Raw genomic sequence first — 16190 nt, 5'->3', positions numbered from 1 at the left:
TAAAAAAATAAAATATAGTTTGATGTTGGTATTATTGCTCGAAACCTTGTTTTCATGCAAAAATAATGTACCAATAGACAATAATAGGTATATTTTGTGGAGAAATGATTTTAAAGGAAATCAGAAAGTCATAGATGAGGAACTGGAACAGATTATCCCATTCGCACAAAAAGAAAACTCTAAACCTTTGGAGTTGCCCATAACACCCCGTGTTTGGTGGTATAATTTTGGTAGAAATACTTTCAATCCAGTAAAAAGTGAAAGAAAGCTCGGCAAATTGATAAAAGTGCTTGAAGAAGATAAAACAGCAAAAACTTTATCTGCTAGGAAAATCCAAAAGATTGAGAAAAAAATAGAGCGTTTTCAAGGCAATCTTCAAGAACAATCTGGCTGGCTATGGCGTAATATTGGTGAAAAACAAGTACTTATCTCGCAGGCGAATGTTGCTGAAACGACTCTTAAAATGAAGAAGTTTCTATATGATGTAGGGTTTAGAGATGCTGAAGTGGCCTATAATTTGGATTCTTCAAGTTCAAAGAAAAAATTGAAAGTAACCTATATCATTGATGAAAAAAAGGGTTATACTGTGGACACAATACAGTACGTTTCTTCTGACAAAAACATTGATAGTTTGGTTCAGACCAATAAATCGAAACAACTTATTGCTTCAGGAGATTTGTTTGATTTGAGGTTAGTTGCAGCAGAGAAGCTGAGGTTAGAGCAACTATTGAAAAACAATGGCTATTACAACTTTAACAATAAGTTTATAACTCATGGAGCTGCAAATTTTGAAAATGATGAATCGCTTTTTGTGAAAAGGAAAAGAGGCAATCTGAAAATTGAGATTCAAAATCCTGATACCAAGCCTACTCACGAACGTTTTACAGTTGAGGAAGTCATTTTTAAGGCATTCGACCCAAACAGTAACAGTACGTTTATAAAGCCGGATACTGTTTTTTACAATGGAGTGAAGTTTATTAGATTAGACCGAAATGTTCCTATAAACATCATTAGTCCACGAATAATTTCCAAGCCAGGATCTATATATCGAGTGGCGGATATAATGGAAACCCAAAGGCAAGTTTCACTTTTTAATCAGTTTGCTTTTGCGAGTTCACAGGTAAAACCTCTGTCTCCAGGTCAGCTTTCTCTAGAGTATTTTGCTCCTTTGTTGGAGAAATACACCTTTGGTATTAGCCCTGGCATCAATAATATTTACAACGACGGCTCTACTTTTTTTGGATTTGGGGTGCCAGTTTCGCTTACAGGCCGAAATCTTTTGAAAAAACTAGAAATTTTTGAGGGCTCATTTCGTGCTTCCTATGAAGGGCAGCCTTCTCCTATAAACACCTCCAATAAGTCCATCCGCGGTAGTCTTGAATTGGGATTAAATCTTAATCTTACTTTACCTACACTTTGGCCATTTCAGGGGCAACTTAAGCAGCTGAACCTTAAAAACCCAAGAACTATCCTAGGAATTGGTTATAATTATTCGGAGCCATTTTGGGGAAAAAGATTAAATTTTAAGCTGAATACCAACCATTCCATTCAGTTTTCAAAAAATGCTTTTTTATACTTGAGCGTTTTAGATGCACATTTGATCAACACCATTTACTTCAATAATCAACCTGGACAAGAGTTTTATAACAGTTTGTTGAATCTTCAACAACAAGGCAATAATTTAAAGATAACTTTTGATCCGCAGTTTGTGTCTTCGCTGAATTCCAACTTCGTTTACAACAATCAAAATCCGAGCAAGCCGCTGTCTTCATCAAAGTTTTTTAGACTGTTTCTTGAGTCTGGCGGCACAGTTTTGAATTTTTTGGATAACAAAGAAAGAATAAAGCTTATAGAGAAAGTATTTCCACTGAAACAGTCTGAAAACTCGATAGATAGTGTGAGAGCGTATTTCAGGTTTGTAAAATTAAATGCTGACTACAGAAGAAGTATCGGAATCAACGCCAAAAGTAGCTATGCTTACAGATTTAATTTAGGGATAGCCAATCCCTATGGAAACAACCGATCGATGCCTTATGACAAGAACTTTTTTATTGGTGGTAGCAATAGTGTAAGAGCCTGGGCACCACGAACTTTGGGGACAGGATCATCAAAACCTGACACAACAGCTGCTGGAAACACCATACCACAGCCAGGAGATATCTTGCTCGAATCAAGCATTGAGTATAGAATAAAAGTCCTTCGATTTGCTGGCGATATTCAATTGGCAGGTTTTATAGATGCGGGCAATGTCTGGAAATGGCACCAAACTCAAGCCGCCGCCAAATTCGAAAAAGCAAATTTTGATTTTAGAAGATTTTACAAAGAAATCGCCGTTGGAACTGGCTTTGGTTTACGTTGGGATTTATCCTATTTCTTATTTAGGTTCGACTGGGGCATTAAGGTTTTTGATCCTAGTAGAGACCAAGGAAGCCGATTTGTACTGGATGATTTTTCTTTGAAAAGGAAACAACAATACGGACTCAACTGGAACTTTGGAATTGGCTATCCATTTTAAGCTTCATTTTTACTTTCCGCCTAAGTATTTGCTCGCCGAGCATAAATTCTGATAATTAAAGGAATTTTAACACTGACATATTGTCATATTTTTATTAATTTTGCTTAATTTTTAAAAAATAGAATTTAGATGGTTGCCCAAAATATATTATTGAAAGAGGAAGAGAATATTGATGAGGCTAAGGTTTCAGTGAACGAGCATGTAATTGGGACAAAAAAATTATATATTGAGAGTTACGGCTGTCAAATGAACTTTGCCGATAGTGAAGTGGTGGCATCGATATTGAGAACAAATGGCTATTCTACGACTTCAAATCTTGAAGAAGCAGATTTGGTTTTGCTCAACACTTGTGCCATCCGCGACAACGCTGAACAAAAAGTAAGAACAAGACTTTCTTCGCTCAATAAAAACAAAAAAACGAATCCAAATCTTAAAATTGGTGTGCTAGGTTGCATGGCCGAACGTCTCAAAACCAAGTTTTTGGAAGAAGAAAAAATGGTGGATTTGGTTGTTGGCCCAGATGCATATCGTGATCTACCCAATTTATTAGAAGAAGTAGAAAGTGGGCACAAAGCGGTGAATGTTTTTCTTTCCAGAGAAGAAACCTATGCAGACATTTCGCCTATAAGATTAGATTCCAACGGTGTTTCGGCTTTTATATCTATTATGCGAGGCTGCGACAATATGTGCAGTTTCTGTGTGGTCCCTTATACCCGTGGCCGAGAGCGTAGTCGTGACCCACATTCTATTTATAATGAAGCTCTTGACTTGTTCGAAAAAGGCTTTAAAGAAGTAACTTTATTGGGGCAAAACGTCGACTCTTACAAATGGTCGAGCGAAACGGAGAAATACAATTTTGCCAATTTATTAGAAAAAGTTGCTTTAATCAGTCCTGAATTAAGAGTTAGATTTTCCACATCACATCCTAAAGACATTACCGACGAGGTTTTATATACCATCAAAAAGTACGACAATATCTGTAATTATATTCACTTACCAGCCCAAAGCGGCAGTTCAAGGATATTGGGTTTGATGAACAGAACTTATACAAGAGAGTGGTATTTGGAGCGAATTCATAAAATCAGAGAGATTTTGGGCGAAGATTGTGGCGTGTCGCACGACATGATAGTGGGCTTTTGTACAGAAACCGAGGAAGATCATCTGCAAACTTTGAGTTTGATGGACGAGGTGGTGTTTGACTATGGATACATGTTTTTCTATTCGGAGAGACCAGGTACACCAGCCGCCAAAAACTTAAAAGATGATGTTTCTTTGGAAGACAAAAAACGGCGAGTAAACGAAATCATAGACAAGCAAAGACAGCATTCTGCTATAAAAAATCAAATGTCTATTGGAAAAGTTTTTCGTGTATTGATTGAAGGAGAATCCAAGAAATCAAAAGCGGATTTTGCAGGAAGAAATGACCAAAGTAAAGTCATCGTTTTTCCAAGAAAAGCCTATAAGAAAGGCGATTATGTAAATGTCTTAGTAAATTCTTGTACCTCGGGTACGCTCATTGGAGAAATCATAGACTAAAAATGATAAACACAGCAGAAATACAAAATGCAAAAAACAGGTTTGGCGTAATCGGCAATGCCGCTCCGCTCAATTTTGCATTGAGTATCGCCATACAAGTAGCCCCAACTGACCTTACAGTGCTCATAAACGGTGAAAGTGGTAGTGGTAAAGAATCTTTCTCGAAAATAATTCATGGCTTGAGCCACCGTAAACTTGGGCCCTTTATAGCCATCAACTGTGGGGCTATTCCCGAAGGCACCATCGATTCTGAATTGTTTGGACACGTAAAAGGCTCATTTACAGGTGCCTTTGAAGAAAGAAAAGGGTATTTCGAAACTACCAATGGCGGTACTATTTTTCTAGACGAAATTGCCGAAATGCCACTGGGTACACAAGCCAGATTATTAAGAATCTTAGAGAATGGTGAATATATTCCTGTAGGTTCATCAAAAGTAAAGAAAACCAATGTGAGAGTGGTGGCCGCCACCAATGTAAACCTTCAAACGGCCATTGAGAAAGGTGAATTTCGTGAGGATTTATATTACAGACTAAACACCGTCCCCATCGTGGTGCCTCCTTTGAGGGACAGAGGTTTTGACATTGAATTGCTTTTCATAAAATTTACCAGTGATTTTGCCGAAAGAAATAACATTCAGCCGGTTGATCTCACAGAGGAAGCCAGAGCGATGCTGAGAAGTTTTAGATTTCCAGGTAATATTAGGCAACTGAAAAATATTGCGGAACAGATAACGATTCTGGAGAACGACAGGGTAATCAACAGTCAGATTTTAGAGAAATACTTGCCCAAAAGTCAAAAATCAGGCTTGCCAGCTTTGTTGAATCAATCAGATTTGGGTGGTTTAAACGATTATTCAGAAAGAGAGCTATTGTATAAAGTGCTTTTTGATATGAAAAAGGACATAACCGACCTTAAAAAGTTGGTGTATTCCATGATGCAAAATGATGGCTTAAATGCTCCCTCAGAAAGCGTTAAGCACGATTTGTTCAAAGATGTTTTGGCTTCTGAGGCACCTGTGGTTTATTCACGCCCTGCGATTGCAGACTCAGAGCCTGTGTATCCTGTTTATAATCAGCCACTAAGTGAGAATTTCATAAAAATTGACGATTATCAGAAATCTCGAGAAAACGTGGAAGACATCAGCCATGAAACAGAAGAAGAGTCTCTTTCTTTGGAAAAGAACGAGAAAGACATGATCATAAAGGCACTCAAAAAGAATAATTTCAAAAGAAAATATGCCGCCATGAGCCTTGGAATCTCTGAAAGGACGTTATATAGAAAAATCAAGCAATATGATATCGAAGATGAAGATTAAGCGTGTTTTTAATGCTTTTTTGCTGGTATTTATTCTTGCTGTTCTGAACGGATGCAAAATTTATTCGTTTACAGGTACTACTTTGTCGGCAGACTTAAAAACCTTTTCCATTCAGAATTTCGCGATGGCCGCAGCGGGTGGACCTCAAAATATGAGTTTGACTTTTAACGAAAAGCTAAAAGAATACTATCAAAGAAACACGAGTCTGAAGTTTAAAAATACAGATGGAGATATACACCTGGAGGGTTCTATAATCACTTATGAACTTTCACCAGTATCGGCCACTGCAGGTGACAGAGCAGCCATGAACCGCCTGACGATAACCGTTGAAGTGAAGTTTGTAAACAAAACCAATGAGCAAGAAGACTTTGAAAAAGAGTTTACTTTTTATCAGGATTTTCCTCAGGAGCAGACACTTACGCAAGCCGAACCCATTTTGGTACCCAAAATATTGGATCAGTTGGTACTCAATATCTTTAATTCCACGGCAGCATCATGGTAAAAGAAGCATTGCATTTCAATAACATGATTCAAAAAAAAGATTTTCGAGATCAGAAGGATATCGATACTTTATTGAATATTTGCAAAGCCTATCCGAATTTTAAATTGCCATATATTTTATTGCTTAATTATCAGCCCGACTTTTTCAACCATGATTTTTGGAGAAAAGGGGAGGAGTATCTCTTACAATCCAAGTCGAGCCTGAAAAGCTATTTTCATGTAGAAAATAAAAATGAAAAAACCTCTGATTCTATGTTTCGAAAGGATTTTGACGCTGAACCCATCGACCAAAAAAGTATTCTCGAAAAATATTTGACAAAACAAATACCCAAATTTATTTAACAAAATCATTTCAAGAATTCCGTAAAAGTTGTGGTTTCTATCGAAAAAATACTAACTTTGCGGTTCTTTTAGAAAACAATAAGAAAATTATATAAAATGATAACAACTATTCTAGTTTTGATGATATTGGTGGCTTTATTACTTATCATCGTTATATTGGTTCAAAACCCCAAAGGTGGCGGTATATCTTCAGAATTTGGAGGAAGCTCAACACAAATGTTTGGTGTTCAAAAAACAGGCGACATATTGGAGAAATTGACTTGGGGCTTTTTTGCTTTCTTGTTAGTAGCCGCTTTGAGTACTGTTATTTTGACAAAAACCGTGGGTTCGTCAGCAACTACTGACAGCGACGTAAACGTAGAAAAAGCAACTACCGCTCCGGCATTGCCAACTGCACCGCTTACAGCCCCTGCAACGGCTCCTGTAACAGCACCAGCTACTACGCCAGCACCAGCAAAGTAATATACTTCAGCATTATATTTGAAAGACATCCTTTGGGGTGTCTTTTTTTTTGTGGTTTATTAATTTAGTTGAGTGATTTTTTGAATTTAAGATTAAAAATATTTCGGGAAGGGGATTCGAAGTTTTTTTTGACTACTGATACTCAGTTTCGTATTGTATTTTGGAACATATTGAAGAGTTAATTTGGAAATTCTTTTTCTGATTTTCCCTTGATAAACTTCATTTTTTAGGCGTTTTTATTTTTTTTATATCTGCCTCTATTTCCCTCAAGCTATGCTCTTTTTCAATTGTTTTTTGTGCAATTTTATATTTTTCAAATTCTTCTCCTGACTTTTCCAATGCCTTCTCGTGGCTTATTTTGCCTGCGTGGGTAAGTAATTCTCTTCCATTAAGTTGCAAAATACTATCTAGCCTTTGTACCCAATCTGTCATGTACATTGGTATACGTTGTTGTGCCATCGTTTCGGCAAATGCTAAATACTGTTCTACTAATAAACCAAGCAACTTTATTTCATCCTCTTTTAGATAATTTTTAGCAATGCTTGAATCTGATTTTTTAATTGTATCTCCATATTTCTTGCTAAACGATTGCATACCCATCAATGGTAAACTAGCGTCAACTCTTCTATAAACCAATTCGGCTGCTGTTTGCTCACTAATTGCCCAAAGCAACTTATTTTGGACAACTTTAAAAAACTCAATTGTTTTTTCGTCTTTAGGTTCGTAATCAATGCTCGTGGTATAAATGTCTTTAATTTTTTGATAGAAAAACCTTTCCGAAATTCTTATTTCACGAATACGTTCTTGTAATTCGTTAAAATAATTCATTGAATTGCCGAACTTAAAACGGTCGTCATTTAGGGCAAAGCCTTTAATGATATATTCTTTGAGTCTTTGGGTTGCCCAAATTCTAAACTGCGTGCCTTGCGGCGATTTTACTCTGTATCCTACTGATATGATTACATCAAGGTTATAGCCTTTTACCCCAACCTCTTGCGTTTTGTCTACCATAGCACCATGTTGAGTGGTTGTTCGGAAATTCCGAACAACCACTTTTTCGTCTAATTCTCCTTCTGCAAACACATTTTTAATATGTTCGCTAATAGTAGCTTTAGATTTTTGAAACAATTCACATAGCTGTGCCTGCGTAAGCCAAACAGTTTCTTCCTCTAACCTTACATCAATTTTAATGTTGCCATCTAGGTTTTGGTATATGATTATCTCACCGTTGGTCATACTATTATCCATTTTAAGTAGTTGTTATTACATATCATCACTATAGTATTCATTTCAATAAAAGTGGCATCATCAGCCGTTGAGAAGATGACTGAGAGCGGACATTATATTTCTCCATTTCTTGTCGCATTGTCTTCTTTTATTGGACCTAGCAGATGTCCAAACATTTGGAGTACACGATTGACCTTTGACAAATTGAGATTTTCTTTGTCTTGTTCAATCTTTCTAATAACCGTTAGTGCTACACCTGTTTTTTCGGCAAATTCTTCTTGCGTTAATTTCAATTGCTTCCTTTTGGTCTTTACAAAGAATGATAACTCGCTCATATTATATGCATTTGCATGCAAAAATAGTAAAAATTATTAAATTGTATGTATTTGCATATAAAAATGATTTTTTGATTCGATTTATATGTAATTGAATATAATTATTCTTGATTGATTTGAATTTGCTGCCATTAAATCCGCCAATTTTAGCCTAGTAGGAGGCTGTCTTCAAAAAGTATATAGAACCTGAGTCTTCGCTGAAGGTTGGATTTGTATAACTTTCTGCTTAGTTGAACGTTTAGAATTACCCTCTCGGATTGGAAATCCTACCTATCTCGCTTCGGGATTGCCCTTCGGAACATCCCGAAGAGCTAATAAAAGCCTTTTTGTAAACAACTTCTTTGTATAGAAATTCAATCATTTTAATCATTTTCTATTGATAAGAATTTCAATTAAAAAGTCACACAAGGTCATTGTTGAATTTACAGCCAGCTTTGCGTGATGTCTCTTGGTTTTAAACTTGTTTGCGTGTCTGTCGCCAGCATTATTGCTTAGACCTGCTAATCCATTTATGGTTGTATCAAGTCCAGCGAGTATCTGAAAAACAAAATCTGGAATTTCATCTTTTCTTAAGTCAAGTTTCAAAGCTTTTTTTGCTCTTGTCCAAAGGTTCAAAACATTACCATCGTTTTTAATCTCTGTTTTTTCAGTTATTTCAATGATGTGAATTAAGACAGCTTCACATAATGTTCTTGCATTAGTAATTGCACCATTAAAATCATCAGTCGAAATTTTGTGTTGACATTTTTCAATTTGCTCACTTACAAACTCATGTCCTATAGTCGCTACCGCTTCTGGCTCAATAAAGTTACCTTGAATGTCGGCAATTTTGTAAATATCACCTTTCTTAATTAATGCAAATCCGTCATACTTTATGAGTTGATTAATATCGTTTACTATTTTTTCAACAAGTTGCTCATCCCCGCCAAATCGTCTTGGGTCAATAAAGTCCTCCAGAATTTTTTTAAGTCTAGGAGTTCCGTTGCTCTCAACAATTTTGTCTGTTGAATATTTCCATCTTGAAGGAAAGCCTTCTCCATAAATGTCATCAAAGCCAAACTCATTATAGAAAGTAACAAGTTTAGGTCCTGTTATGTAAGGAGCAGATCCTGTGTCACCCGCAATTAGTTTACCTAATTGTTCTGTTACTTTGTTTGATATTTTCACGTTGTTTTTGTCGTTTTAAAATGGGCTCTAATTAGCATGTTTACGAAACTCATTTTCCGAGTTTCGGTAATATCGAAACTAAATTTTGATTGATTTTATTTTTAATACATTAATAATGATAGAATTGTGAGAATTGAGGAGTTTCAGTAATATTTCCATGAGCATATTTGTGTTTTGATTATTCAATGCGGTCTTTTACAAATGTATTGTTCAATACATTAATTTCCAAGTCTTTATTCATTTCTGAAAATATTACAATTGGCTTCTTTTAGTTAAAGAAAATGGGTTTAAAAACTTGATAATCTGAACTTTTCTTGAATTGAAATTTTAATTCACAGCTAAACTATATAGCAAACCTTCCTCCAAGCATTTGAATTCCTCCCAAAATCCTATAATTTTACTTTTCAATTATTAAGCAAAAATGAGCAATTCTGACATCGCCGATATTATCCAGCTTACGGGTAAACTTCTTGACTTGCACGACCGTGACGAAATGCGGTCTAAGGTGTATATTTCCAGTGTTTTTACTTTGGAAAGACTCGATACGCCCATTGCTGAAATGTCGCCAAAGGAAGTCGGTTTAATCAGAGGATTTGGGAAAGTTTTGTCTGCCAATATCGAGGAGATTGTCAAAACAGGTACTTTAAAAGAGCTCAACGACCTGATTGAAATTACTCCAGAAGGTATTTTTGATATTTTCAAGGTGAAAGGTTTGGGTGTAAAAAAGATAAAAACGCTTTGGAAAGAATTGGGCATTGACAACATCAATGACCTCAAAATAGCTTGTGAAAACCACAAAATAGCCAACGCAAAAGGTTTTGGGCAAAAAACACAAGACGCCATTCTAGAGTCTTTGGCCTTTATGCAGGAGCAGATGGGCAAACTCAGAATGAACAAAGCGGCAGAACTGAGTATCGACATTCTCCAAAAAATCAAAACCAGCTATGAGAATGCCCATGAAATAGGACAAGTGGTCAGAAAATCTGAAACTGTAGATTTGCTGCAGTTTTTGGTGGTAAAAGATGGTTTTGGCGGTTTAAAATTTGATGCTGGGCTTTTTCATCAAGATATGAAGACTTCATCACCCAGTGTTTGGAGAGGTTTGTACGGTGACTTTGCGGTGGCCATAGAAATTGAAAAAGTTTCTTCAAGAGACTTTGTGGTCAAGAATCTCATAAAAAATTCGGATGAAGAACATCTGAAATATCAAAATAATGAAGGCGTAACTTTCTTAAATCACCTGACCAAAAACACTTTCAGTGACGAATCTGAGGCTTATTCTTCGTTCGGATTTAGCTATATCATTCCCGAAATGCGTGAGGGCAGAGAGGAATTTGAGTGGATTCAGACCCACAAAAATGAGGATTTGGTGACTTGGGAAAAGTTGAAAGGAACGGTGCACAATCACTCTACGTATTCTGACGGCAGCCATACGCTCAAAGAAATGGCAGATTATTGTAAAGGTCTCGGCCTAAAGTATTTTGGAATAGCCGACCACAGCCAAACCGCTTCCTACGCCTCAGGACTTTGGCCAGAAACCGTAGCAAAACAGCATCAAGAAATTGACTCTTTAAATGCCGTTTACACTGATTTTGCCATTTTAAAAGGTATAGAGTCAGACATACTGATTAACGGTGACCTAGACTATGAAAAGGATGTTTTGGCTTCGTTTGATTACGTGGTGGCATCCGTTCATGCAGTGTTAAACATGGACAAAGAAAAGGCTACAAGAAGGCTACTAAAGGCCGTTGAGAATCCTTACACCAGTATTTTGGGTCATCCATCGGGCAGATTGTTACTTTCGAGGAAAGGATATCCGTTTGACTATAAAATGATTATTGATGCCTGTGCAGCCAATAAGGTGGTGATGGAGCTCAATGCCAGTCCGTACAGATTGGATATTGATTGGCGATGGATAGATTATTGCCTTTCAAAAGGAGTCATGATCAGTATAAATCCTGATGCCCACGAAACGAAAGGAATTCATGATATGCATTATGGAGTTGCTGTTGCCAGAAAGGCAGGATTAACCACTGATATGACCTTGAATTGTCTTAGTAAGGAGGAAATCATGAAAGTATTCTCCAAAAAATAAGGAGAGCCTTTCGACTCTCCTCATTTTACATCAATTTCTTTATGATTTCTTCGGTACTCATTCCCTCGGCTTCTGCTTTGAAATTCCGTACTATTCTATGACGGAGCACTGGGAACGCAACCGCTTTTACATCTTCTATATCAGGTGAGTATTTTCCATTGATCAAAGCATGACATTTGGCGGCCAGAACCAAGTTCTGCGAGGCTCTCGGGCCGGCTCCCCACTCTAGAAACTTCTTAGATTCTTCCGAGGCTCCTTCTATATTGGGTCTGGTTTTGTGTACCAATCTCACCGCATATTCCACCACATTGTCGGCTACAGGTACTTTTCTTACCAAATCTTGGAAAAGAATTATATCTTCAGCTCCCAATATTTTGTTTACTACTGTCTTTACATTTGATGTGGTACTCTTTACAATGTCCATTTCTTGTTCGAAACTCGGGTAATCCAAGTTTACCATAAACATAAAACGGTCTAATTGGGCTTCGGGTAGGGGATAAGTTCCTTCTTGCTCAATCGGGTTTTGGGTTGCAAGCACAAAAAACGGCTTCGAAAGTTGGTGTCTTTCACCTGCCACGGTTACCGAATATTCCTGCATAGATTCCAACAAAGCCGACTGCGTTTTGGGCGGAGTACGGTTTATTTCGTCAGCCAAAATGATATTGGCAAATACAGGACCTTTTACAAATTTGAAGTTTCGGTTGTTGTCCAAAGTTTCTGACCCAACAATGTCAGATGGCATTAAGTCAGGTGTAAACTGAATTCTATTGAAATCTAAATCCAAGGCTGAGGCGATGGTTTGTACCAACAACGTTTTGGCAAGCCCAGGTACGCCTACTAATAAGCAGTGACCTTGACAAAATATAGCGGTCAACAACAGTTTTACGGTCTCTTCTTGTCCAACAATTACTTTACCTATCTCTTTTGAAAGCTCTTGATATGTGTTTTTTAGAGCATCTGCTGCTTCTACATCCGAGTTGAAATTCTTCAATTGCACTTTGGTGAAAATGGTTTATTGTTCAAATAATTTACAAGCTTCGTATTCTTTTTCGATATTGATATACACTTCCGCAATGGCATCTTTAAACCATTTTTCTATCGATTCGTTTTGCTTATTGTTCATGGCATAGTTTTTCAACTTTTCATAATCATCTTTCATATTGGCTCTGTGGGCTTCTTTTTTATCTTTGATTTTGATAAGCCTCATGCCTGTTTTACCATCTGGCGTTCTGTAGTTCAAAGTAGCACTTATTGTGCCAACCTTCATAGGTTCTACCGTAAAGTACAAGTTTGGTTCCATCGATACATCCACGGCTTGCCAATTGCTACCAGTTTCAGGATTCATGATGATTCCACCAGCATCCACAGTGTTTTTATCTTGAGAATATAATTTTATCGCTTTTTCAAATTTGATGCTATCAATCTCAATTTGATTTTTCAAACTATCCAGAAATCTCTTCGGTTCGGTAAGATCCAATCTACTGTAATCAGGTCTCAACAAAATGTGTCTTGCACGATATTCTTGACCTCTTTTTTCAAGCGTTTGAATCAAGTGAAAACCAAACTCAGATTCAATCACTTCAGAAAGTTTTCCTGAGTCCAATGTCATTGCAGATGCTTCGAATTCGGCTACCATTTGCCCTCTTTTGGCCCATCCCAAATCACCGCCTTGGACTTTCGAGCCTTGGTCTTCTGAGAATTCCTTGGCCAATTCTGTAAAACTTTCGCCCAACTCTATTCTTTTCTTGAAACCATTCAACCTTTCAACTAACTCATCTTTCATGGCTTTTGTTACAGGAGCCAATCGTACAATCTGCGATATGACAACTTCTGTTGGGATGACAGGCAAACTATCAGAAGGTATTTTGCTAAAGAAGTTTTTTACTTCCAAAGGCGTAACATTTACATTTTCAGTAATCGTACTCCGCATTTTGTCTGAAGTAAGTTGCTCACGAACCTGGCTTTTTAGTTCAGACTTCAAGGTTTCTATAGATTTATTAAATTGCTGTATGATATTTTTTTCGTTTCCGTAAGCCCTAATCATTTCCTGCATTCTGGCATCTAACTGGCCATTCACCATGTCTTCATCCACAATCACGGAGTCGATCTCTGCTTTGGCTACTAAAAGTTTCTGGATTGCCAAACTCTCTAAAGCTTGACACCTGTTCATCTCTTGTCCTTCTTGTTTTCCCCTTTCAACGATCGTTTCTACCTCAGATTTTAAGATATAATAGTTATCTATTTTTGCTACAATCTTGTCTACATTGGTGGATGTCTGTCCAAAACTTATAAATGGGATGGCAATCAATGCCAATACTAACCTCTTTATCATTTATTATTACTTTTTACTTCCTCTATTATTTTATTTAACTCTGTGTTATCAACACTTATTTTATATTTCCTTGCTAAATTTTTGGTTAGCTCTTTGCTTAAAAACTCCTGATATTTGTCTACTACTTGATATTTATAATCATTAAAAGAGCGGCTAGATTTTTTGATTCTCAAAGAAAACTCTTCTATTCTACCGTCAATTACTACAATGCCCGTCTGACTCTCCCATTTGAGTTTCAACTTTTCCTCAAATTCCTGCTTATCTATGTTGTAAGTTTTGAAGCGTATGGCATCAGGTTGTTTTTCAGTGAAAATTTTTATCAAATCAGACTCTAGATTACTGAAAAACTGGAAAGAAACTCTTTGGTTTTTTGTCCAATCAAATCTATCCTGAACTTTGCTATTATTATAGTTTACTTCCAGAATTCTCGTCAAAGGTAAGCCATTTTCAACCAAATAATCAACGATTTGCTTAATTCTTAGCTCTGCAACCTGTTCATATTCGTTTTTATCAATGTGTCCGCCAATTTCAACTATGTATCCTGGGTTTTTCTTTAATATTGAAACTAGGCCTGTGAGTTTCCTTTTTTCTTCTACGCCGATAATGTACTCATCTTTTTCAAAGTAAAGAGGTTTTATGCCACGGTTAAGCTGATAAGGCTTAGATTTTGTCCGAGCAGCTTTAAATTTGTCATAAGTCAGGCTATCTGCAAAACTTACTACTGTAAACGAACCCATGTCAACACTTGGAAACAAGTCTGGATTATTATCAAAAAACTTCCTTTGGCCTGTTGAGTCATCAAGTGATTTCTCGATAATCATCTTGTTATAAAATTTCGAGTATAAAAGGTTGTCTTTTTGAAATTTAAAAAGCCTTTCGAGGTTTGGGTTATTGTTCAGAATGTTTTTTTCATTTAAATCTGTGAGCTGTTGGTTCACAAATTTGTCGAAGAGCATTTTGAAAATCTCCACGGGCTTTTCTTCAGCCCTCCATTTTTCAAATTCTTGGCGTTCTATTACATAACCAAAAAAAGACGAGACGAAATACTTTTTTTGATTGGTAGAAAAAAGGACAAAATTTGAAAGATCATTATGGGTCATCTTCCATTCTCTCTTTAAAATCCTATCATCTGCATAATTGAGGCATTGGGATAGGATTTCTTCATTCACAACGAACTGGAATTTCTTTTTCAGGTCATTAAATTTCTTAATTTGCAAATACTCGGCTCTTGAGTCAGTTGTGAGTTTTGGTTGAATTTTCTTAAGATAAGATTCTTTGTTATCTGGTTGGTACTTTTCTATTAGTTTGATTAGATGCAAACCACTGCTCGAACGGACAGGTTTTGATATTTCTCCTTTTTCCAATGAAAACGCAGCCTCTTCAAAAGTTGATTCCTCTCTGGTACCTATACCAAAAATAGGCAAAAGACCTTGTGAATCCCTAGAATTGAAATCATCAGAATACTTATTAACTAACTCTTCAAAGCTAGCTCCATTTTCAAGAAGCTTTTTTAAAGAATCTAGTGTTTGGTAGGTCTTGTCGTATTCGTCTTTACTGATTTCAGGCTTAAGATGTTTAAATATGTGCTGAACTTTTCCATAGCCACTGTTCTTTCTTTTATCATTTACTTTTACCAAATGATAACCCGATTTTGTCTTTATGGGTAAAGAGATAGAATCGATGGGCGTTGAATAAGCTGCAACTTCCAGCGGGTAAATCAAATGAAAGGCCGTAAACCAACCAAGATTTCCACCTTTGTCGTATGTCTTACTATCTTTAGACCATTCTTTGGCCAATATAGCGAAGTTGTCGTTTTTTATGGCATATTTTCGAAGCTCTGTCAATTCCTTGTAAACTTTTAAAGTATCATCTGGGGAGGCATACCAAGACAAAGGAATAAATATGTGCGAAGCGTTAATTTCGGTTTGATATTTTTCATAAGAATCTTCCGCCAATCTTGCGAGAGTGGATTTATCTTCCGTGAAATTTTGAATTTCTATTCTTTTGTACGTTTCTACTTCTTCTTTAAACAAGGCCGAAGTATCCATTCTCATCGCAATAGCTTCCTTGAGAAATAGTTTTTTTTGTATGACTTGGTTAATCAAAGACTCGTTTAGGCTGGAGTCTAAATCAGTTAAATTCTCAAACTCTGCAATTAAATCTGATTTGCTAAGTGAATCTTCTCCTAGTGATACAATGGTGGGTTCAGCTACAACTTCATTCACCACCGCTTTGGGTATTGCTACGGGTTTTGAACCGATAGGTTTCGTGCAAGACCCCAAAGCAAACAATAAGAGAGACAGGTATATATATGTTCTTCTAAGCATCCTAATTTTTCAAACTGGTGAGAATTAATCGCATA

13 protein-coding genes are annotated in these 16190 nt (G+C 36.6%); 7 read left to right on the top strand and 6 right to left on the bottom strand.

The window, feature by feature from the left end:
• Positions 1-22: 22 nt before the first annotated feature.
• The 6 genes from EGI26_RS11855 (at position 23) to secG (ending at position 6672) form a co-directional block, all read left to right on the top strand.
• Positions 23-2515 carry a BamA/TamA family outer membrane protein gene (locus EGI26_RS11855; RefSeq protein ID WP_255078559.1) on the top strand — a complete coding sequence of 831 codons (2493 nt, stop codon included), beginning with the start codon at positions 23-25 and terminating at the stop codon, positions 2513-2515.
• 129 nt (positions 2516-2644) lie between these two features.
• Positions 2645-4051, top strand: coding sequence for a tRNA (N6-isopentenyl adenosine(37)-C2)-methylthiotransferase MiaB (gene miaB / locus EGI26_RS11850; RefSeq protein WP_255078558.1), 1407 nt, complete (start codon positions 2645-2647; stop codon positions 4049-4051).
• A 2-nt stretch (positions 4052-4053) separates the two neighbouring features.
• Positions 4054-5367 (top strand): sigma 54-interacting transcriptional regulator, encoded by a 1314-nt coding sequence (locus EGI26_RS11845; protein ID WP_255078557.1) that lies wholly within the window; start codon positions 4054-4056, stop codon positions 5365-5367.
• Complete coding sequence (locus EGI26_RS11840; protein WP_255078556.1) at positions 5357-5869, top strand: LptE family protein; 513 nt, start codon at positions 5357-5359, stop codon at positions 5867-5869. The genes EGI26_RS11845 and EGI26_RS11840 overlap by 11 nt, the downstream gene beginning before the upstream one ends.
• Positions 5870-5892: 23 nt before the next feature.
• Complete coding sequence (locus EGI26_RS11835) at positions 5893-6210, top strand: hypothetical protein (protein ID WP_255078555.1); 318 nt, start codon at positions 5893-5895, stop codon at positions 6208-6210.
• A gap of 96 nt (positions 6211-6306) precedes the next feature.
• On the top strand, positions 6307-6672 hold the full coding sequence (gene secG, locus EGI26_RS11830; protein WP_255078553.1) for a preprotein translocase subunit SecG: 366 nt from the start codon (positions 6307-6309) through the stop codon (positions 6670-6672).
• A gap of 219 nt (positions 6673-6891) precedes the next feature.
• Here the strand turns inward: secG and EGI26_RS11825 are convergent, their stop codons facing one another.
• From EGI26_RS11825 to EGI26_RS21235, 3 genes are all read right to left on the bottom strand, one after another.
• Positions 6892-7920: a virulence RhuM family protein gene (locus EGI26_RS11825; RefSeq protein WP_255078551.1), complete on the bottom strand. Its 1029-nt coding sequence runs from the start codon at positions 7918-7920 to the stop codon at positions 6892-6894.
• A 92-nt stretch (positions 7921-8012) separates the two neighbouring features.
• Complete coding sequence (locus tag EGI26_RS11820; protein ID WP_255078549.1) at positions 8013-8234, bottom strand: helix-turn-helix domain-containing protein; 222 nt, start codon at positions 8232-8234, stop codon at positions 8013-8015.
• Between the two features lie 366 nt (positions 8235-8600).
• Positions 8601-9401 (bottom strand): abortive infection family protein, encoded by an 801-nt coding sequence (locus tag EGI26_RS21235; RefSeq protein WP_255078548.1) that lies wholly within the window; start codon positions 9399-9401, stop codon positions 8601-8603.
• A gap of 421 nt (positions 9402-9822) precedes the next feature.
• Here EGI26_RS21235 and EGI26_RS11810 point away from each other — a divergent pair, with 421 nt between their 5' ends.
• Positions 9823-11496 carry a DNA polymerase/3'-5' exonuclease PolX gene (locus EGI26_RS11810; protein ID WP_255078547.1) on the top strand — a complete coding sequence of 558 codons (1674 nt, stop codon included), beginning with the start codon at positions 9823-9825 and terminating at the stop codon, positions 11494-11496.
• A gap of 25 nt (positions 11497-11521) precedes the next feature.
• Here EGI26_RS11810 and EGI26_RS11805 read toward each other — a convergent pair whose 3' ends face one another.
• Genes EGI26_RS11805 through EGI26_RS11795 form a run of 3 tightly spaced genes read right to left on the bottom strand, consistent with a single transcriptional unit; the run spans position 11522 to position 16155 of the window.
• The gene (locus EGI26_RS11805; protein ID WP_255078546.1) at positions 11522-12487 is read right to left on the bottom strand and encodes a MoxR family ATPase; all 966 of its coding nucleotides are present in this window, start codon (positions 12485-12487) and stop codon (positions 11522-11524) included.
• 21 nt (positions 12488-12508) lie between these two features.
• The gene (locus tag EGI26_RS11800; RefSeq protein ID WP_255078544.1) at positions 12509-13828 is read right to left on the bottom strand and encodes a peptidylprolyl isomerase; all 1320 of its coding nucleotides are present in this window, start codon (positions 13826-13828) and stop codon (positions 12509-12511) included.
• The gene (locus tag EGI26_RS11795) at positions 13825-16155 is read right to left on the bottom strand and encodes a peptidylprolyl isomerase (protein WP_255078543.1); all 2331 of its coding nucleotides are present in this window, start codon (positions 16153-16155) and stop codon (positions 13825-13827) included. Before EGI26_RS11795 ends, EGI26_RS11800 begins: the two co-directional genes overlap by 4 nt.
• Between the last annotated feature and the right edge of the window lie 35 nt (positions 16156-16190).

The organism is Lacihabitans sp. CCS-44 (genome assembly GCF_024343735.1).
In the GTDB taxonomy this organism is placed as follows: domain Bacteria; phylum Bacteroidota; class Bacteroidia; order Cytophagales; family Spirosomataceae; genus Leadbetterella.
Note: the sequence above shows the minus strand (reverse complement) of the source record. Positions and strands in the feature narration are given on the sequence as shown.